Annotated in this window: 18 protein-coding genes and 1 riboswitch; of the genes, 16 read left to right on the top strand and 2 right to left on the bottom strand. The window is 40.2% G+C overall.

What is annotated here, in order from left to right; translation table 11 throughout:
• Positions 1–101 precede the first annotated feature (101 nt).
• The 7 genes from LI951_RS08410 (at position 102) to LI951_RS08380 (ending at position 8,636) form a co-directional block, all read left to right on the top strand.
• Complete coding sequence (locus LI951_RS08410; protein ID WP_229441859.1) at positions 102–2,741, top strand: calcium-translocating P-type ATPase, PMCA-type; 2,640 nt, start codon at positions 102–104, stop codon at positions 2,739–2,741.
• Between the two features lie 514 nt (positions 2,742–3,255).
• Positions 3,256–5,214: a KUP/HAK/KT family potassium transporter gene (locus LI951_RS08405; protein WP_202064427.1), complete on the top strand. Its 1,959-nt coding sequence runs from the start codon at positions 3,256–3,258 to the stop codon at positions 5,212–5,214.
• A 231-nt stretch (positions 5,215–5,445) separates the two neighbouring features.
• Positions 5,446–6,237 carry a M15 family metallopeptidase gene (locus tag LI951_RS08400; RefSeq protein ID WP_229441858.1) on the top strand — a complete coding sequence of 264 codons (792 nt, stop codon included), beginning with the start codon at positions 5,446–5,448 and terminating at the stop codon, positions 6,235–6,237.
• Between the two features lie 2 nt (positions 6,238–6,239).
• Complete coding sequence (locus LI951_RS08395; RefSeq protein ID WP_202064104.1) at positions 6,240–6,968, top strand: epoxyqueuosine reductase QueH; 729 nt, start codon at positions 6,240–6,242, stop codon at positions 6,966–6,968.
• 92 nt (positions 6,969–7,060) lie between these two features.
• Entirely contained in the window at positions 7,061–7,483 is a 423-nt protein-coding gene (gene mgsA / locus LI951_RS08390; RefSeq protein ID WP_202064105.1) for a methylglyoxal synthase, read from the top strand.
• A gap of 211 nt (positions 7,484–7,694) precedes the next feature.
• On the top strand, positions 7,695–7,883 hold the full coding sequence (locus LI951_RS08385; RefSeq protein WP_229441857.1) for a hypothetical protein: 189 nt from the start codon (positions 7,695–7,697) through the stop codon (positions 7,881–7,883).
• A 75-nt stretch (positions 7,884–7,958) separates the two neighbouring features.
• Positions 7,959–8,062, top strand: a riboswitch (THF riboswitch).
• 25 nt (positions 8,063–8,087) lie between these two features.
• The gene (locus LI951_RS08380; RefSeq protein WP_202064107.1) at positions 8,088–8,636 is read left to right on the top strand and encodes a folate family ECF transporter S component; all 549 of its coding nucleotides are present in this window, start codon (positions 8,088–8,090) and stop codon (positions 8,634–8,636) included.
• A gap of 40 nt (positions 8,637–8,676) precedes the next feature.
• On the opposite strand, the gene LI951_RS08375 is transcribed toward LI951_RS08380, so the two are convergent.
• Both LI951_RS08375 and LI951_RS08370 read right to left on the bottom strand, forming a co-directional pair.
• The gene (locus LI951_RS08375; RefSeq protein ID WP_229441856.1) at positions 8,677–10,443 is read right to left on the bottom strand and encodes an ABC transporter ATP-binding protein; all 1,767 of its coding nucleotides are present in this window, start codon (positions 10,441–10,443) and stop codon (positions 8,677–8,679) included.
• On the bottom strand, positions 10,433–12,169 hold the full coding sequence (locus LI951_RS08370; RefSeq protein WP_229441855.1) for an ABC transporter ATP-binding protein: 1,737 nt from the start codon (positions 12,167–12,169) through the stop codon (positions 10,433–10,435). Before LI951_RS08370 ends, LI951_RS08375 begins: the two co-directional genes overlap by 11 nt.
• Positions 12,170–12,377: 208 nt before the next feature.
• Here LI951_RS08370 and LI951_RS08365 point away from each other — a divergent pair, with 208 nt between their 5' ends.
• The 9 genes from LI951_RS08365 to LI951_RS08325 all read left to right on the top strand — a co-directional run bounded on the left by LI951_RS08365 (position 12,378) and on the right by LI951_RS08325 (position 20,783).
• Positions 12,378–13,217 carry a putative ABC transporter permease gene (locus LI951_RS08365; RefSeq protein WP_202064113.1) on the top strand — a complete coding sequence of 280 codons (840 nt, stop codon included), beginning with the start codon at positions 12,378–12,380 and terminating at the stop codon, positions 13,215–13,217.
• Positions 13,218–13,427: 210 nt separating this feature from the next.
• Positions 13,428–14,540 (top strand): 3D domain-containing protein, encoded by a 1,113-nt coding sequence (locus tag LI951_RS08360; protein ID WP_229441854.1) that lies wholly within the window; start codon positions 13,428–13,430, stop codon positions 14,538–14,540.
• Between the two features lie 165 nt (positions 14,541–14,705).
• Positions 14,706–14,897, top strand: a complete 192-nt coding sequence (locus LI951_RS08355; protein WP_229441853.1) for a hypothetical protein — start codon at positions 14,706–14,708, stop codon at positions 14,895–14,897.
• A gap of 40 nt (positions 14,898–14,937) precedes the next feature.
• Positions 14,938–15,765: a MerR family transcriptional regulator gene (locus LI951_RS08350; protein ID WP_229441852.1), complete on the top strand. Its 828-nt coding sequence runs from the start codon at positions 14,938–14,940 to the stop codon at positions 15,763–15,765.
• 48 nt (positions 15,766–15,813) lie between these two features.
• Positions 15,814–16,296 carry a TrmO family methyltransferase domain-containing protein gene (locus tag LI951_RS08345; protein ID WP_229441851.1) on the top strand — a complete coding sequence of 161 codons (483 nt, stop codon included), beginning with the start codon at positions 15,814–15,816 and terminating at the stop codon, positions 16,294–16,296.
• A 217-nt stretch (positions 16,297–16,513) separates the two neighbouring features.
• Entirely contained in the window at positions 16,514–17,188 is a 675-nt protein-coding gene (sapR, locus tag LI951_RS08340) for a two-component system response regulator SapR (protein ID WP_202064120.1), read from the top strand.
• 18 nt (positions 17,189–17,206) lie between these two features.
• Complete coding sequence (gene sapS, locus LI951_RS08335; protein ID WP_202064122.1) at positions 17,207–18,232, top strand: two-component system sensor histidine kinase SapS; 1,026 nt, start codon at positions 17,207–17,209, stop codon at positions 18,230–18,232.
• A 276-nt stretch (positions 18,233–18,508) separates the two neighbouring features.
• Positions 18,509–19,372, top strand: coding sequence for a GRP family sugar transporter (locus LI951_RS08330; protein ID WP_229441850.1), 864 nt, complete (start codon positions 18,509–18,511; stop codon positions 19,370–19,372).
• Positions 19,373–19,394: 22 nt separating this feature from the next.
• Positions 19,395–20,783, top strand: a complete 1,389-nt coding sequence (locus LI951_RS08325; protein WP_229441849.1) for an amino acid permease — start codon at positions 19,395–19,397, stop codon at positions 20,781–20,783.
• Positions 20,784–20,814: the final 31 nt, after the last annotated feature.

Here is a 20,814-nt window from a genome sequence, read left to right as displayed (position 1 = left end):
GCCGATTATCAGAGGTATTTATTGAAATCATAAAAAAATTCATGTTATAGTATATTGTAGAGTACTACTATTAAATAGGAAATAACTAAATGGGGGATAGGATGGAAATTCAACAAAAAGAGCTGGAAGAAGTATTGAAAGAAACAAAAGCAAACGAAGAAACAGGGTTGTCACAACAGGAAGCAGAGCAACGTTTAAAAGAAAACGGTGCGAATAAATTTGCTGACGCTAAAAAGGAGTCAATTTTAAAGAAATTTCTCCACAGCTTAACTGATTTTACAACAATTATTTTATTAGTAGCTGCAGCTATTTCATTTTATACAGCGGTTGTGACAGAGCATGATGAGTATTTTGAAGGAATTCTGATTATTGCAATTGTTATTATCAACTCAGTGTTGGCGATTGTTCAAGAAGGGAATGCAGAAAAATCGCTGGATGCTTTAAAAGATATGAACAAACAAACGAGTACTGTATTAAGAGATGGAAAAGTTGAAACAGTCAACGCAGAAAATATAGTTGTCGGCGATATTCTAATTTTAGAGTCCGGCTCAATGATTACCGCGGATGCCCGTTTAATAGAGTCCTCTCAAATGCGGGTGGAAGAGTCAGCCTTAACTGGAGAAAGTGAACCAGTGGAAAAGGATCCTATGTACATAGCGGATGAAGAGGATTCGTTAGGGGATCAGATTAATATGGTATTTAAGGGCTGTACAGTTTCGAACGGTCGTGGAAGAGCCGTGGTTACCGCAACTGGAATGGATACGGAGATGGGGAAAATTGCAGGCCTTTTAGGAAATGATACAAGGCAGAAAACCCCTCTTCAAATTCGGTTAAACCAATTGGGGAAACGAATTAGTATCATTGCACTGGTAGCTGCTGCTTTAGTCTTTGCGATCGGAGAACTTCAGGGAGAACCAATGCTGGAAATGTTTATGACCGCTGTTTCACTTGCTGTTGCGGCAGTTCCGGAAACACTAACAGTAATCGTGACGTTGACATTGGCTTACGGTGTTCAGAAAATGGCGAAGAAGCATGCAATTATTCGTCAGTTGCCGGCTGTTGAAACTTTGGGAACAGCCAGTGTAATTTGTTCAGATAAGACAGGAACATTGACCCAGAACAACATGCGGGTACGACGTGTATGGTCCCGTGGGGATGAAGTGACCGATACAGAAGATGCCATGACAAGTGAAGCGATGGAAGTACTGAAAATGGCAGCCCTATGTACGGATGTCACGGTTGAAAAAGAAAACGATGATTTGATTATCAAAGGGAATCCAACAGAAGCTGCAATTGTTCGCGCCGTTGAAGAAAATTATCATACAAAAGAAGAACTTGAGGAAAAATATCCTCGAATTGGAGAGATTCCTTTTGACTCAGAACGAAAAATGATGACGACTGTTCATCGAATGGGCAAAAAGTATATCTCTGTCACAAAGGGTGCTTTTGATGTGCTGCTCACTCGTTTCCGTTATGGGGATGTGGATCAGGCAGCTGTTGTCAATGACCGTTTTGGTAAACGGGCGTTACGGGTTATTGCAGTCGGTTATGCGATTCACGATGAGGAGCCTCAGGATATTACCTCAGAAGCGCTGGAGAAGAATCTGCGACTGCTTGGACTGGTTGGAATGATTGATCCGCCGAGACCTGAAAGTAAAGGTGCCATTGAAAAAGCACGGAAAGCAGGAATTAAGACGGTTATGATCACCGGAGACCATGTGGTGACTGCTGGGGCTATTGCAAAAGAGCTGGGCATATTAAGCAACAAAAGTGAAGCCTTGACAGGGGCGGAGCTGCGCAAATTGAGTGATGAAGAATTAGATGCCAGAGTAAAAGAGCTGTCCGTTTATGCACGTGTAACTCCTGAAGATAAAATTCGTATTGTTAAGTCCTGGCAGCGTACCGGAGCCGTCGTGGCAATGACCGGTGACGGTGTAAATGATGCGCCGGCATTAAAAGCCAGTGATGTCGGCTGTGCAATGGGAATTACAGGAACTGATGTTGCTCAAAGTGCATCAGATATGATTCTGACAGATGATAATTTTGCAACGATTGTTGATGCTGTAGCTCAGGGGAGAACTGTTTATCAGAATATTCGTAAAGCTATTAATTTCTTATTGAGTTGTAATATTTCTGAGATTTTCATTGTGCTGATCGCCATGCTTTTAGGCTGGGGGGCACCGTTTACTGCGGTTCAGCTGCTGTTTGTCAATGTTGTGGCAGATGGACTTCCAGGATTTGCATTAGGAAGAGAACCCGCAGAAAATGGGATTATGACTGAGAGGCCAATTCCGAGAGATGAAGGAATTTTTTCCAGAGGGCTCTGGAAAAAGATTGCTGTTAATGCCTCTGTTTTTACGGTAGTGACGTTGCTTGGTTTTTATTTAGGGGCGTTTGTAGATGGCGTGTCTCATTGGGTAAGTGCCAGTCATGAAGTAGGACAGACGGTTGCTTTTCTGGTTTTGGCTTATTCATCTATTATTCATGTATTTAATGTAAGAAGCCGTAATTCCATCTTTAGAGTCAGACTGTCTTCAAATAAATCATTATTTGAAATGGCAGTGTTGGCTGTGGTGATTACAACAACGATTGCATTGTTGCCTTTTACTCAGGAACTGTTTAATTTGGTTCCAATTGGGCTGACACATTGGGCATTGGTTGTTGCGTTGTCGGTAGTTCCGATTTTTGTGAATGAGTTGATTAAATTCCATTTTTCTCCTGAGGAAGAAGAGGAAATATAAGATAAAGAAGTGTAATCAGCAGAATACGTCTGAATCTTTAGACTTTGAAATGGCTAAATGATTTTTCGGCTGTACGGCAGTTTAAAATTTTATTTTATCTGATACTTTATGGATATTTTTCGGCTGACTGAAAAAAGCATTTTTCAGGTGCAGGTGAATTTTATGGAAGAATCAAAAAAAGTTTCATTCATTCCACATATATAGGTTGATAAAATTGAATAAGAGTATTATAGTGATTATCAAATGAATAGCTTAATGTAGCCAGTCTGAGGACCAAACAGACGTGGATGTAGTAAAGGTGTTCAGGACAGAGGACAGGCAATCTGTCCGCAGATAATCAGCTGTAAAAACAGATGAGAGGATCTGAATGGGCAAACCAGCTATGTTTGTTCATTTAGGTCTTTTTTATTAAAACATATTATGGCAAATGCTGTAGGAGGAGAACACAGTGACAAAGCAAGGGAAAACTGCAAACAGTCATCGCAAGTTGACAGCTGCAGGTGTGTTGGTAGCGATGGGTGTTGTTTACGGAGATATTGGAACAAGTCCTTTATATGTGATGAAGGCGATTGTTGGAGACAACGGCGGTATCACAGAAGTATCCGAAAATTTTATTCTTGGTGCGGTATCCTTAATTTTCTGGACGCTGACAATCTTGACGACAGTGAAATATGTCATGATTGCGCTGAATGCAGACAACCACGGAGAAGGTGGGATTTTTTCACTATATACGCTGGTTAGAAAAAGCGGGAAATATCTGATTATTCCTGCAATGATTGGCGGGGCTGCATTGTTGGCAGATGGTATTTTGACTCCGGCAGTAACAGTTACCACAGCGATTGAAGGGCTTAGAGGAATCCCGATATTTTTTGACCGGTTTGGCATGGATCAGAATGTTATCGTCGTTATTACTCTGTTGATTGTATTGATTTTATTCTCCGTTCAGCGTTTTGGCACAGATGCGGTAGGAAAAGCTTTCGGTCCAATTATGTTTCTATGGTTTACTTTTTTAGGGCTGGTTGGTTTAGGCAATTTTACTCAGGATTTGACAGTGATCAGAGCATTAAGTCCTTATTATGCCGTGAAATTGTTATTCAGCTCTGAAAATCATCTGGGTATTTTTATTTTGGGTAATGTCTTTCTGGCAACCACTGGAGCAGAAGCTCTTTATTCAGACTTAGGACACGTGGGTAAGAAGAATATCCGCTTCAGCTGGCCGTATATTAAGATTTGTCTATTGTTAAATTATTTTGGACAGGCAGCCTGGATTTTAGCATCACAGAATGATCCTAAAATTACCAGGATTGAAAATCTAAATCCGTTTTTCCAAATGATACCAGATTCACTGACCTTATTTGGTGTTATTTTCGCAACAATCGCTGCAATCATTGCTTCACAGGCGCTGATTTCCGGTTCCTTTACATTAGTTTCAGAAGCAATCAAATTGAAACTGCTGCCAAGAATGAGAATCATCTATCCCGGCTCGACGATTGGGCAAATGTATATTCCATCGCTGAATCTGCTGCTTTGGCTGGCTTGTTCAGCAGTTGTTGTGTTCTTCAGAACCTCCACTCGTATGGAAGCAGCCTATGGACTTTCTATCACTGTAACGATGCTTATGACTACTATTCTGCTGATGTTTTTCCTGAGACAAAAAGGAGTACCGGCAGCCTTTGTTTATTTGATTACGTTGTTCTTCGGTAGTATTGAAATAGTTTTCTTTATTTCCAGTATTGTAAAATTCTTCCATGGCGGTTACGTTGCTGTTGGAATTGCATTGCTGATTTTGGCAGTCATGACCATTTGGGAATGGGGGAATATCATTAAAGAAAAAACTTCAGATACAGTACCAATCCGGGACTATATGGATCAGCTGGCAGAGCTGAAAGAAGATAAAAGTCTGGAAATGTACCAGACAAATGTTGTCTTCATGACACCTGATTTAATCAGTGACGAAATCGGACGGGCAATCATGTACTCTATTTTGGATAAACGTCCAAAACGTGCAAAGGTCTACTGGTTTGTCAATGTAGCTGTAACAGATGAGCCGTTCACGAAAGAATATACTGTGGATATGATGGGAACTGACTATATTGTACAAGTACAGCTTTATCTTGGTTTCAGGGTGTCTCAGGAAGTAAATGTTTACCTGCACCAGATTGTCCATGACTTGATGAAAGAAGGTCGTTTGGCCAAACAGCCGCAGAAATACACTATCACACCGGGACGGGAGGTTGGCGATTTCCAATTTGTTCTTATTCGGGAAGAGCTGTCCAAAGTAACAGAGCTGAAGAAGTGGGATCGTCAGATTATGCAGATGAAGCTTGCGATTAAACGTATGACTATTCTTCCGGAAAACTGGTTTGGTTTGGAATATAGTGATGTACGTTATGAATCAGTTCCGCTGATTATAGGGACGACCAGAAAAACACATTTGGTTGAACGGAAACAAGGATTGACTGAACTTAAATAATTGTTAAAATTTATGAAGTGAATAGAATGCTAAACAGAAAAAAAGCAACCTTAGAAGAATGAATCAGCCCTCAAACCATCAAACTAAAAATTTAATGCTTGAGGGCTGGTTTGAAAGAAGGCTGCTTTTTTATTTTTACATTCGCCAGATTTGCTTTTTATCAGTATAATAGAGACAATAAAAAGGGACTGTTCTTGGCAGTGAATTTTTAGACTGGACAGGTGAGCATGAATGGACAAAGGAAATAAATATTTTTTTAAATTAAGCATACTTGCAATTGTACTGCTGATAGGTTCATTTTTTTATTATGAAAACAACCAGAAAAAGATGACGGAAAAATTTGATAAACTTATTCGTTCAGAGGAAGGGACTGCTGAAAGTTCTGCGGTGGAAGTTAATCAGGAGTTACTGACTGAGTCATCTGAAGAAGAGATCGGGAAAACTGCATCGTCAGCTGAATCAGAAATAAATCATACACCTCAAACGATGAAGGAGCCGCTGATTGTTAATGATATTGTGATTGTTAATAAGCGCTATCCATTACCCGAATCCTATGATCCAGGGGAGAACCAGGAGGCATTGGAAGCTTTTAATAAAATGAATGCGGAAATGAGAAATTTAGGGATGAATATTTCTTCTGAATACAGCGGCTACAGAAGCTACAAAGATCAGGAGGCTCTTTATCAAAACTATGTGAAAAGTGATGGAAAGGAAGAAGCAGACCGCTACTCGTCACGACCAGGGTATTCCGAGCATCAGACCGGGCTGGCATTTGATTTTATCAACAGTGCCGGAGAATTGGTCAGATCTGAAGAAGAAGCGGATTGGATTGATGAAAATGCACATCTGTATGGCTTTATTGTTCGCTATAAACCTGGACAGGAAGAGATAACCGGATACGTAGCAGAAGCATGGCATGTTCGTTATGTCGGTGAGAAAGCAGCTCAGGAGATAAAAGAAAGAAATACTACACTGGAAGAATATCTAAATGTTGAAGGCGGAGATTATGTCAGCGGGGAATAAGCATGTTTGATGTAACTGAAATAACTGAAAAGATGAACGCTAATCAGAAGATCAATTATGATCGCGTTTTGCAGAAATTAATTAAGCAGTGGAGAGCAGCAGAGTCACGACCAACTATACTGCTCCACAGCTGCTGTGCGCCTTGCAGCACAACAGCACTGGAGTATTTAACTCAATATGCAGATATAACTGTTTACTTTGCGAATCCCAATATTCATCCACGATTGGAATATCTTAGAAGAGAGGCTGTTCAACAGCAATTTGTAGAGGAATTTAATAAGCAAACCGGAAATCAGGTAGGGTTTTTATCTGCTCCGTATGAACCAAACCAGTTTATACAAATGGTGAAAAAGAGACAGCTTGCAGAAGAGCCGGAAGGCGGGAAACGTTGTTCTTCCTGTTTTCAGCTGCGTCTTGATATTGCAGCTGAAAAAGCTCAGGAACTAAATTATGACTACTTTGGGAGTGCGTTAACTTTGTCACCAAAGAAAAACAGTCAGCTGATTAATGAAATCGGAATAGAGATTCAAAAGTTCTATCAAACAAACTATCTGCCGAGTGATTTTAAAAAGAATAACGGGTATAAACGATCAATTGAGCTTTGCAGAGAGTATGAAATCTATCGGCAATGTTACTGCGGCTGTCTTTTTGCAGCACAGAAACAAGGAGTTGACTTGAAGCAAATCAGCAAAGGCGCACAGGAATTCCTAAAGAATCAGCCAGAGGACTGAATAATTGCTTCAAATTTACTTCTGTATTTATTGGACTGACGCTAACTGTCTATTCATTGGCAGCAGGTTTGTAAAAAAAGGAGGATAATAAAATGAAAATAGCAATGATCGCTCACGATCGAAAAAAGGATTTAATTGTTAAGTTTTCCCTGGCATACAGAAATATTTTAGCTGAACATGAACTGTTTGCAACAGGAACAACTGGCGGGAAAATTGCCGAAGCAACAGGACTTCCTGTTCACCGCTTTAAATCCGGTCCGCTTGGAGGAGATCAGCAGATTGGTGCAATGATTTCAGAAGATAATCTGGATATGGTTATTTTTTTGAGGGACCCTTTGGCTTCTCAACCCCATGAGCCGGATGTTAATGCACTGATTCGTTTAAGTGATGTCTATGAAATTCCACTGGCAACCAATATCGGAACAGCAGAAATTTTGTTAAGAGGACTTCAGGCAGGGTTTGCAGATTTTCGGGAAATTGTACATGAAACTGATAACCGCCCGCTTTCTTTATAGATAATAGAGCAGCTTGTTTTAAAATAAGAGAAAAAAGATTAATATGTGTAAATCCATGTTGAAACTGGAAAAGAGGACAGGAGCTGTACTCCTCATACCAGACAGTGTCATGACAAAAGCATGAAGAAGATAGAAAGTGAAAAAATAAATGAAAATGCCCTTCTCTTAGTACGATCCGTCTTATGCAGCGGAAAAAAGGAGTTGGACAGGATTGCAGATGATAGGACAAGTCATGATACCCATTGAAAAGGCAGGGGAACTGAGGAAGGAATGGCGGTACTATATTAGCAGCCAAGGTGTTTCCGGCTGGCTTCCTCAATTTATTGTTGCGGATTCTGAACTTTTGCTTGATCTTGACAAAGTATATATAATCTTGAAAGGTGTTTTTGTACTTTTATAGTGGAGACAGTGTCCCATTTCATTGCCTTTGTGAATGGGATATGCTATAGTCCTTTTAGGCGCAAGCCTAAAATAAATCAGAGTAGAAAGTAAAGCGTTAAGTGCTGCGGGGATGGGATGTCGCCCGGTGGACGAAGGATTGCAATCGAAATCCGCGGTTTTATTTTCGCATTCGCTGCATTAATTGTAGCAGCTCTTAGAGGAGATGCTAAGGATGAAAAAAAGAGTTCTGGAAACAAGAAAGCTGACACTGTTGGCATTATTAATTGCTTTGGTAGTCGTTTTTACGCGCTTTCTGTCGTATGAAGATCAGTTTCTGAGAATCAGTTTTACGTTTATACCTGAATCGGTGATGGGGGTTCTTTTTGGTCCTCTATGGACTGGAATCGGCAGTGCGATTGCAGATGCAGTCGGTGTAATTCTGTTTCCTAAAACAGGGGCGTATTTCCCGGGGTTTACACTGAATGCTATTATTACAGGCGGGATTTATGGTTTTTTCTATTACAGGAAAGAACTGACTTGGCTGAGAGTTTTTATAGCAACTTTGCTGGTTACGGGCATTGTTCATCTGTTTCTAACGCCGCTGTGGCTGGGATTGATGTATGGCGTAGATCTGGCAAATATTGCCTGGTGGATTCCAAGAATCATTAAAAATAGTATATTTTTCCCTGTTCAAGTTGTCGGAACCTATCTGATAGGAACAAAACTTCCATATAAACAATTTTTGAGCAAATTAACTACCTCATATAAATAAGAAAAGGCTTTTCCGTCATCCCCGGAAAGGCCTTTTCTTATTACTGTGTCTGATCATTAAATTGTGCTTCATAGAGAGCACGATAATAGCTGTCAGAACGTGCAATCAGATTGTCATGACTGCCGATTTCAACAATTTTTCCTGACTCCATTACTAAGATTTTATCTGCATTTTTTATCGTTGACAAACGATGGGCAATGACAAAACTAGTTCGTCCTTTCATAATTTCCAAAAAGGCGGCTTGAATTTGCTTTTCAGTCAATGTATCCACAGAGCTTGTTGCTTCATCTAAAATCAGCATAGGGGGATTACTGATCATTGTTCGCGCGATGGTCAGCAGCTGTCTTTGTCCCTCAGAGATTTTGATCCCATGGCTTCCTATTTTTGTATCCAGCCCCTGTGGAAGTCGTTGAATAAATTCCAATGTGTGTGTTTTGTTCAGTGCGGTCGTAATCTCCTGATCGGTTGCAGCTGGATTTCCATAGGTTAGATTGTCTCGGATAGTTCCGTCAAACAGCCAGGTATCCTGTAAAACCATCCCAAAACTTTTTCTCAGGCTGTTTCTGGTAATAGAAGAGATAGAATGACCATCAATTGTGATTGTTCCGCTGTCTGCATCATAGAAGCGCATTAACAGATTTACCAATGTAGACTTTCCAGCTCCGGTTTTTCCTACAATGGCGATGGTTTCCCCTTCACTTACAGAAAGCGTGAAGTCTTCAATTAGTGGCTTTGAAGGAATGTATGAAAAATTGACGTGATTGAAGAGAACATTTCCTTTAACATTGGTAAGAGTGATCGCATTTAGATCGTCTGACTTCTCTGCGGGCTGTTCCAAAAGATTAAAGGTTCGGTCAATCCCGGCTAAAGCAGTCTGAATTTGGGTAATTACACCTGAGAGCTCTATAAAAGGCTTGGAAAATTGAGTGGCATAAATAGTAAAACTCGAAATAACCCCCACTGTGACAGTCATATTTCCAGATAACAAAAGCAATCCGCCAACTAGTCCAATCGCAATATAGGAAAGATGATCAATAAATCGTGATAAAGGATTTGTCAGAGAAGAAGAGAACTGCGCCTTTTGCCCCTGTACATATAAATCCTGATTCAGTGCTTCAAACCTAGTTTGAACTATAGATTCCTGTTGAAAGCTCTTGACAATTTTTTGATTTGCCACCATTTCTGAAACAAAGCCTGAAATGGAGCCCACAATTTTCTGTTGTGCAGCAAAATTTTTCTGTGAAGCAGCAGCGACCAGCCAGTTGACGATAAAAATAATCGGGGTTGTTATCAATACAACCATTGTTAAGCTGACGCTCATTCGTATCATGTATACAAAAGCAATAATAACTACTGCAGCACCTGAAAACAGCTGGTTGAACACAGCGGAAGAGGCTATCGAAATATTGTCCATATCGTTGGTAAAACGGCTGACGATGTCTCCGTGAGAATGCTGGTCATAGTAATTAAGAGGCAAAGTATTTAATTTTCTAAAAGTATCTTTACGAAGTTCGGCGACAGAAAGGTACGATACGCGATTTCCTAAAAGCTGAATCAGCCACTGGCTGATCACTGTAATAGACAGGATACCTGCTAAAAGACCAAGGATTGTATAGAGAGAAGAAGAAACTACATTCCCTTTTCCAATCATTGTATCTACAGCTTTACCAAGATACTCTGTTGTTGCCACTGCTGCCCACCCGCTGACCAATCCAAGAAGCAGAGAGAGAAGAAGCTCCAACCGATAACGAAGAAGATAGGGCAGGAACTTTCTGAATGACCTTGTTGAAGCTTTTTTATTCAGCATGATCTGAGTCCTCCTGCGAAGTAACGATTTCCTGATAGTGTCTGGATGTATGCATTAATGCTTCATGACTGCCAAGCCCAACTGATTTTCCTTCTGCCAACACAAGAATCTGATCGGCATTTCGAATGGAGCTGATTCGCTGAGAAATAACAATGAGTGTTGTTTCTTTTAAATCACTGGCAAGTGCTGTCCGTAGATTTAAATCTGTTTGATAGTCCAGCGCGCTCAGTGAATCATCAAGAATTAGAATTTCCGGCTTGCCAATCAATGCCCTGGCAATGGCCAGCCGCTGCCGCTGTCCTCCGGAAAAGTTTCTGCCGCCTTCATTAATAGGCGTGTCCAGTCCGAGATCCAGCTGTTCAACAAATTCACTGCATTGGGCAGTAGCCAAAGCATCCCAGCACTCTTTGTCTGAAGCATCTGTTTTTCCCCATTGAAGATTTTCCCGAATGGTTCCGGTAAAAAGGACAGAAGTCTGAGGAACAGTGGCGATTTTTTGCCGCAGCCGGTCTAGTGACCAGCCTTTTACATTTATTCCATCAACAGAAACTGCCCCTTCACTGACATCGTAGAACCGTGGAATTAGTTGGATAAACGTACTTTTCCCGCTCCCGGTAGCTCCGGTAATTCCAAGTGTACTTGCTTTCGGAATGGTAATGTTGATATCTGTCAGGGCCAATCCGGCAGCAGGCTGGTAACGAAAAGAGACCGAATCAAAGACAATGTCAGTATCTGCCTGATTTGCAGTGCTATTGTCCAGTGCATCAGCAGAGTCAGTAATACTTGGTATTAGTGCCAATACTTCATTAACTCTCGAAGCAGAAGCAGAAGCCCGGGTGAAAATGATGACTAGATTTGAGACGACAATCAATGCTAGGAGCATTTGATTCATATAGTTAATTAATGCCAAAACTTCTCCTTGCTGAAGTGAGCCGACAGATACTTTAATCCCGCTGATGTATAAGAGGAAGATAATACCCAGGTTCATAATCAAGGTCGTCGCAGGAGTGAGAAAAGCAGATATTTTCGAAACTCTCAAATAGACAGCTGCAAGTTTATCGGTTGTTTCATTCACATGCTGAATCTCTGTTTGTTGGCGGGAGAAAGCGCGAATAACACGGACACCGCTTAGATTTTGGCTGATCCTTTGATTTAACTGATCAAGTATTTGCTGTACCTTTTTGTATAATGGCACGGTTATTCTGATGATAACAAAAAGAATAAGACAAAAAACAGGCAGCAGCAGCAAAAAAATCAATCCCGCCTGCCAATCAATGTAGAAGGCCATAATTACAGAGCCGATGCTTAGGAATGGTGCACGTATGACTAAGCGGATCAGCATGGCCAGAGCCAGCTGAAGTTGATTGATATCGCTGGTCATACGGGTGATCAGGGTATCTGTTCCCAAGTCATTCAATTCGGTATGTGAAAGAGTGTTGATTTTCTTCATCAGCTGATTACGGAGCTCTGTTCCAAATCCCTGTGAGGCAATAGAAGAGTAATATTGACAAATCATCACACAGAACAGGCCAAGTACCGACATCAAAATCATCCAGCCTGCTGTTTTGAGGACATAAGCAGAATTATTTTCCTGTATTCCCGAATCTACCAGGCGAGCCATCATGAGAGGAAGAACCAGTTCGAAACAAGCTTCTAAAAATTTGAAGAAAGGACCTAAAATTATTTGTTTTTTATAGTTTTTTGCATATGTTAGTAATTGAACCATCTTTTCCCCACCTTTGTCTATTTATTGTATCTTAACTTTCCTTTCAAATAAAGGTGCTCGCTTTTTCAGTTAGGTATTTGCTACAATAAAGAGAGGTTTGTAATTTTTACGACAGCTGTCCACCGGCAAGTACGGACAGGATAGTTGATGGATTAAGGAGAAAATCAATAACCAACTCTGTTTTCCGCAAAAAAGAGGAGCGATTTCATTGCATCAATGGGTAGAACTTATTTTACTTTTCTTTATTTATTCTTTTATCGGCTGGCTTTGGGAGACTGTGTACTGCTCATTGAAAGCAGACCGATTTGTTTACAGAGGATTCCTTGCAGGACCATATTGTCCGATTTATGGGTTTGGTATTTTGGGCGTACTCTATTTTCTGGAACCATTTAAGAATAATCTTATTCTGCTATATTTCCTTTCTGCTATACTGGTCAGTGTGTTGGAATACCTTACCAGTTATTTTCTTGAAAAGATGTTTCATGCATCCTGGTGGGATTATAAAGATGTACCATTGAACATTAACGGTCGTGTGGCGCTGCCTGTTTCTGCTTTTTGGGGGATTGCCTGTGTTGTGGTTGTGCAAAGCATTCATCCCAGAGTAATGATTCTGGCAAATTTTTTAGAGGAACGATTCCGGTGGGGACTCCCAGTTGTGTTACTTGTAATTTTGGCCGCCGACATGATTTATACCGTAACGAACATGCAGCAGTTCAGGAAAATTACAGATGAACTGAATGAAGTGCTTGAAAAGAGAGCGAAAGAACTGTCTGCAGCGATGTTGGAAAGAGGAGAAGCTTTTGCTGCTGAACTGAATGAGCTAAGGCAGTCGGTTGAAAAAGAATTATCTGTAAAAATAACAAAACATCAGACATTTTTTGATGAGCTAAGAAAAAATACAGCAATTGATCAGCGTTTGAAACGCTTGAACTTCAGTCAGCGGCGTTGGATTAAGAATTATCCAAAATTGAAATTGAATACGTTGAACAACTCTGAAACAGTGAAGGGATTGGTTCGCTCTGTTAAGAACAAAAAAGAAAAAATGTAACAGATGTAAAAAAGTGTATTACAAGTGATTTTTAAGAGAATAACCGCTTATTTATTTCTAATTGATTAAAAAAAAACACTAATGGGTAGAGATCAATGTTACAGAAATTCTTAAGAAATCTTTAAAATGTAATAATTTGTAACACAGTTGAAACAATATAATCTCTTAAGATTAGTATAATAAATAGAGTTAGGATTTATTATAGGAAAGGTGTTGGATTCAGTGCGAATTAAAAGGCTGATGCCGTTTTTATCGGCAATCATCTTATTAAATCTGGCCTTCCCTTCTGTTATTGCTGCTGCGGAATCGTTGGATTCCCTTGAACAAGAGGAGCAGCAAGCAACGGAGTTGGGACAAATTCTTAATGCAGAGATAGATACGACATTAACAAATGTTAATGAAAAGTATGCTGAGATTGAAAAACTTAAAGAAGATATTGCCAGTGCAGAAGAGACGATCAAAAACTCTGAAGCAGAAATTATTGTAACAGAACAAAATATTGATCGCCGAAAAACTGCAATTGGGGATCGCATGAAAGCCATTCAGTTAAATGGGGAAACCCGGACTTGGCAGGTTCTTCTTGAATCTGAAAGTCTAACAGATTTTTTCAACAGAGCGTATGCAATGACTGTTTTGCAGAATGCAGAGAGAGAAAAGATCGAAAGCCTTGCCGCTGAAAAAGAAAAATTATCAGAACTGCAGGAAACTGTGAGAGTAAGTCAAGAAGAATTACAGACAAATGAAGCAAAACTGCAGGAAGAAGCAAATGCTATGGACATAGAAGTTGCTGCTTTAAAAGAACAGTTGGCAAGTAATGAAGAAACAATTCAATTAATTAATACTAAGAAGATTGCTGAGCAAAATCGTCTGTCTGAAGAACAGGCAGCAGCTGAGAGAGCGGCGGCAGAGGAAGCTAGACTGGCTGAGACTGCATCAGCAAACTCCGATTTATCTGCATCAGACGAATCACAGACATCGCCATCCACTGAAACGCCCGTTTCAGGCGGCAATACTAATACTGGAGAGAGTGCTGGAAGCGGTCAGGTCATGTATATGGAATCTACAGCTTATTCATATACAGAAGCAGGATCAGGTTTTATCACTGCCTTGGGGATAGACCTTCGAGTACAGAGCAATGTCATTGCAGTTGATCCGCGTGTCATTCCATTAGGATCACTTGTAATAGTTCAAGGCTACGGTTATGCAGTTGCCGGGGATACAGGCGGCGCTATTAAGGGACATATCATTGATGTTCACTTTAACTCAGTTTCTGAATGTATTAGCTGGGGACGACGTCATAATGTGAGAGTGGAAATACAATAGGAACTAAAGTAAAAGGTTGGGCTTGCGGGCTTAGCCTTTTTATATTTTTCTGATTGTGGACTTTCCCATCTATTTGTTTATATCAAAATCGTAAAAAAGGATTTTAAGAATAATCGTCTTATACTACAATAAATAGAAGAGAAGTGACAGATAAGGAGTTATTTTATGTTAATTGGCATAGAAATCATAGGGCTGCTGATGGTGGTTGTTTATGGAGGAAATTATTTCCTTTACAGAAGTCTCCAGAAAAAAACGCAGATTGAGGGACTGGAAAAACTGGCAATATTTTTTGGCATTAATATGTTGATTCTGCTGTTTTCAGGTAGTGTTATTGTTTTTACGCTGCTAGTACAGTAACAATGATTTCATGTATAAAAACAAAAAGATTGGAGCCGCTATGTTTAGAATAGGGGAATTTTCAAAACTGTCTCAAGTATCGATTCGAATGTTGAGATATTATGATGAGCAAGGACTGTTGCATCCGCATAAAGTAGATCAGGAGACTGGCTATCGGATATACCATGTTAATCAGCTTCTAAAAGTTCAAAAAATTATTTTATTAAGAAATATGAAATTTTCAACAGCTGAGATTAAAGAACTTATTGCTGAAGAAGTGACAGATGAACATTTCCAGCAAAGGCTGAAGGAAAAATACGCACAGATTGAGCAAGAAATTGCCGAGGAACAACGGCGTCTGTTTTATTTGTCGAAGACTCTTGAAAAAATGGAAAATCCTGATGAGAAAGATTTCCATGTGATTTTTCGAGAGCTGCCAAGTGAACCGATTGTCAGCTTGCGAAAGCGTATTCACTCTTATTATCATGAAGGTCCTTTATGGCAGGAATTTATAGAGCTTCTGGAAAGCGAAACGCTGGAATATCAAAAGCAGGCACCAGATAATTTTACGATTTTTCATGATGAGGGCTACCGTGAAGAAGATGTGGAGATAGAAATTTGTTTGAAGCTAAAAGAGACAGCAGAAGTTAAAGAACCATTGACCTGTTATCAGATAGAGAAAATCTCGTTAGCAGCATCGATTTTTATTTTAGGTCCTTACGAGAATATTAAAGAAGCCTATTTTTATTTTGCCAACTGGCTTTCAGAAAATGAAGAGTACGAAATGCTGAAGCCGACCAGACAAGTAAGTCACAGGGGACCCGAGACGGGAAGTAAGCCAGAAGATTATTTAATTGAAATTCAAATTCCAATTAAAAAAATCTCTTGACCCTCACATGATGGCAGGGTTTATCCTGTGATTACAGGAGGGATAAACATGGAGCAAAAAGCATTTACAGTACAGGCAATCGGTCATATTGAGAACAATGAAAAGAGTAGCTTTATCCAACTGCTGCCAAAGTATACAGAGGCGTTGGAAGGACTGGAAGGGTTTAGCCATTTAAAAGTAATTTACTGGCCAGATAAGATGGATCAGCCGGAGATGAGAGAGATTTTCCAAGTTGCTAGCCCGTACAAACAGGCACCGGATATTTTGGGAATCTTTGCAACACGCTCTCCGGTTCGACCCAATCCGCTGGCGGTTTCTACTTCTGGCGTGATTCATCTGGATAAGGAGAACGGCAGAATTCAGCTGGATTATATTGATGCGGAAAATAATAGTCCTCTGTTGGATATCAAACCTTACACACCAAGTGAAGATCGTGTCGAAACGCCACTGGTTCCAGAATGGAGTGCTCACTGGCCTAAAAATGTTGAGACATCGGGTGATTTTGACTGGGAAAATGAATTTAATTTTTAATGTTGGAGTCTGTTGCTGTTTATAACTAAAAGCTGAAAAGCAGAGTTGAAATTGAAGAAACATTGGGTGTATATGATGCACTCAATGTTTCTTTTTTCACAAGTTTAAAAACAAATGAAGAAGAAAAATGAAAATGAAGAAGAGAGACCCAGAATTCATGACGAAATATTCTATATAAGGTAAGATAGTAGTGAATAACATGATGGAGGAATTAGTGATGATTAAAATCATGATTGTAGAAGATGAAGCAACAATCCGCAGCCTGATTATGAAAGAACTGGAAAAATGGCAGCTGTCTGTGTTCGGTACGACAGATTTCCACCAAGTGTTTGATGATTTTGAAAGAGAAGACCCTCAGCTGATTCTTTTGGATATCAATCTGCCTGTCTATGACGGCTACTACTGGTGCCAGAAAATCCGGGAAGTATCGAAGCTCCCAATTATCTTTATTTCCAGCCGCAATACCAATATGGATATGATTATGGCAATGAATATGGGTGCAGATGATTTTGTTACAAAACCTTTTCAGCTAGATGTACTGGTGGCAAAAATCAACGCGCTGCTGAGACGTTCCTACAACTATTCTGAGCCGGGAAACGAAGTACTGGAACACAATGGCATTACGCTGAATTTGGATAACGGCAATATGAAAATCAACGGAGAATCTGTTGACTTAAGCAAAAATGAATATCGCCTTCTGTATATACTAATGAAGAAGCACGGGAAAATAATGACCAGAGAAAAGCTTCTGAGAGCTTTATGGGAAGATGAACGGTTTGTAGATGACAACACATTGACAGTGAACATCAATCGTTTAAGGAAAAAAATTGAAGAAGCCGGTATTGAAGGATACATTGAAACCAAGGTTGGTCAGGGCTATATTGTACCATAGTCCGGACAGGAGGATAGGATGACATTCTGGAAATATTTAAAAGATCAACGGATCGTTTTATTCGGCTGGTTCTTTTTGATTGGTTTGACCTGCCTGGTTGTATGGCTTTCTCCTGATACAAGGCTAAGTTTTTCAACGATCAGTTATTTAATTATACTGGAGCTGCTGTGTTTAATAGCACTGCTGGTCACGGATTTTTTATTGAAAAGGCGCTGGTGGCAGAAGTTGGACTTGTCTAAACAGCCGGCTCCTCTTGAGGAATATCTTAAAGGAGCAGCAAAGACAGAGGAGATACTGACTCAGGAGTATGTGAACAGCCTGCTGAATGAGCATCAGAAAGTAATGGAGAAAATCATTGATAATCAGCAGGAGCATAAAGAATATATTGACTCATGGGTGCATGAAATTAAGGTTCCGTTAGCTGCTTTGAAACTATTGTTGGATTCTGCAGAGGATGATCTTTCTGAGGACATCTATTCTTTGGCGGAGAATGAGCTGGCTAAGATGGATGAATATGTGGAACAGGTCCTCTATTATTCCCGGCTTGACAGCTTTTCAAAGGATTATCTGATTCAGGAATACTCATTAAAACAGGTAGTTCAGTCTGTCATAAAATCTCAGGCATACTCTTTTATTCAGAAAAATCTACGTTTCTCTCTGGAGGGAGAGGATCAAAAGGTTTTAACAGATGGGAAGTGGCTGGAGTTTATTTTCAGACAATTAATCAGCAATGCAGTGAAATATACACCATCTAGAGGAAAAATTACGGTTGTTTTTTCTCGGAACAAGGAAGGGATTAGTCTGGAATTAAAAGATTCAGGGATTGGTATTCCCGCAAAAGATATCAACAGGATTTTTGACAAAGGGTTTACGGGAGAAAACGGCAGACAGTCAGCACAGCATTCTACTGGTCTGGGATTATATCTGGCCAAACAGCTTGCAGACAAACTGGGTCTCGAACTATCTGCAGAATCAGTTGAACAGGAAGGAACCACTATGCTGCTCTTTTTTCCTTTTATCAATTATTATAATGAAATTCGCTGAGGTTGAATGATAAATAGAAAATGCAGTCCAAGAGGAGGTCATTACCGCCTTCTCTTTTTTAAGAGGGAATTTTTTTGTTTACTGTTGAGTAAATTTTATTCTAAGTTATTAAAAAGTATGTTTGACAAGGTAATCAGAAATGCCATATTTCTCAGCAACTTGAAGGGAAAATATCTCTGCATTCTTCGGCGCTCTCTTTTTTCACCATATTCTCATTTTACACGCTCCTTTTTTCTTGTTAGACTGTTGGAGGAATACTTAAGTTAGGAGAAAGGGATGGATATATTATTAGCACTTGTACCAATGTTTGCTTGGGGCAGTATTGGGCTGGTCAGCGGGAGAATCGGCGGTGATGCAAACCAGCAGACGCTGGGTATGACAATAGGTGCAGGGGTGCTTTCAGTCATCATTTTTATTCTCATGCGGCCTGTCATTATGTTGCCGGTAATTGTTGTGGGACTTCTATCCGGTTTATTGTGGAGTGTTGGACAAAACCAGCAATTTCATGCAATGAAATTTCTTGGAGTCTCAGTTGGTCTTCCTATATCAACAGGCTTGCAGCTGATTGTTAATACAATTGCAGGTGCTGTCTTTTTCCGAGAATGGAAAACCAATAAGGATTTCGTTTTAGGCTTAACTGCTTTAGGGATGTTAATCAGCGGTGCTTATCTGACTGTAAGAAGAGATCAGTCTGATGACAGACCTGTTACTGACGGCCTGCCTGCCTTTGGAAAGGGCTTAAGAGCAGTTGTTATTTCAACAGCTGGATATTGCGCATATACCATTATGATTAATGCTGCCGGCTTGGACCCCTTGGCAATTATTTTTCCACAGAGTATCGGAATGCTTGCAGGTGCCGGCTTTTTCGCCTTTAAGAAAACAAAGGTGGATTCGTTTGTCTGGAAAAATACAGTCAGCGGACTTTTATGGGGTCTGGGGAATATTTGTATGCTTCTGACCATGCAGCAAATTGGTCTGGCTGTCAGTTTCTCTCTTTCCCAGATGGGAATTATTATCTCTACAATTGGCGGTATTTTCATTTTAAAAGAAGCAAAAACGAAAAAAGAAATCCGCTTCGTCATTTACGGCTGTTTGCTGATTATTGCAGGCGGTGTATTATTGGGGTATATGAAAGCTTAATTTGATTTTTAGGAGGATAACAATGTCAATTTTTAGAAAAAAAGCTCTGACTGCTCCTTCAGCAGAAAGTAATGGAATGAAAAGAAATTTAAAAACGATCGATTTGATTATGCTGGGGATTGGAGCAATTGTTGGTACAGGTATTTTCGTCGTGACCGGTGTTGCCGCAAAAGAAAATGCAGGCCCTGCTCTGGTTCTGTCCTTTTTAGTTGCTGCAGTAGCAATTATTCTTTCCGGGTTGTGTTATGCAGAATTTGCGTCCAGAATACCGGTACTTGGCGGACCTTATGCATACATGTATGTTGTTTTTGGTGAGGTTGTTGCATGGATGACCGGGTGGCTGGTTATCTGTGAATTCTTTTTGGCAGTCTCTTCTGTTGCTTCTGGCTGGTCAGGATATGTACAGGGCTTTTTAAGCAGTATGGGAATTGAATTGCCGCAGGCTTTGAGCGGTGCCTATAACGCAGCTGAGGGAAGTTATGTTGACCTAATTGCTGTAGTTGTGTTGATTTTTGTAACGTTTTGGGTTTCTCTAGAAGCGAAAACTGCGTTGCGTCTAAATAATCTGATGGTTTTTGTAAAATTCGGCATTATTGCGCTATTTGTTCTAGTGGGTATTTTTTATGTGAAGCCTGATAATTGGCAGCCGTTTATGCCGTTTGGTTTTTCCGGTGTATTGAGCGGAGCAGCAGTCGTTTTCTTTGCTTTCCTTGGCTTTGATGCAGTCAGTATGGCAGCTGAAGAAGTTGAAAATCCTCAAAAGGATATTCCAAAAGGGATTATTGGCTCCATCATTATTACGACTGTTTTATATATCGTTGTTACACTGATTTTGACTGGTATTGTACCCTACACTTCTTTGGGGGTAAAAGATCCGGTGGCATTTGCCATGCGTTTTGTTGAAATGGATGCAGTTGCAGGGATTATTTCTGTGGGTGCTATTTTGACTCTGCTGACAGTAACGATTGCCATGATGTACAGCCTTGCTCGGATCATTTATGCAATTAGTAAAGATGGGCTGCTGCCAAAATTCTTGGGAAAAATTGATGAGAAAAGACATACACCGAAAAATGCAACCTATGTTGCCGGAGCTGCAACGATGATTTTTGCAGGAATCTTTCCTTTAAACCTGCTGGCTGAGCTGACAAATATTGTTACGCTAATGTACCTTATTGTTATGGGATTTGGTATCATTCGCTTGAGAAGTATGATGGGAGAGCCGAAAGAAGACGAGTTCCGCATTCCATTTGTTCCCGTTATTCCAATTGTATTAATCATTGTGAGCGGCGGACTGATGCTTCAGCTGCAGGCAGCTACGTGGAAGGTTTTTGCTGTAGCGCTGGTTCTGGGAATTGTGATTTATTTTGCCTATGGGTATAAGCACAGTAATCTTCATAATAAGAAAATATAGAGAAATTAAGTGGGAGAAAGCAGCAATGCTT

This window comes from Enterococcus sp. BWT-B8, from assembly GCF_020567625.1.
Taxonomy (GTDB): Bacteria; Bacillota; Bacilli; order Lactobacillales; family Enterococcaceae; genus Enterococcus_L.
Note: the sequence above shows the minus strand (reverse complement) of the source record. Positions and strands in the feature narration are given on the sequence as shown.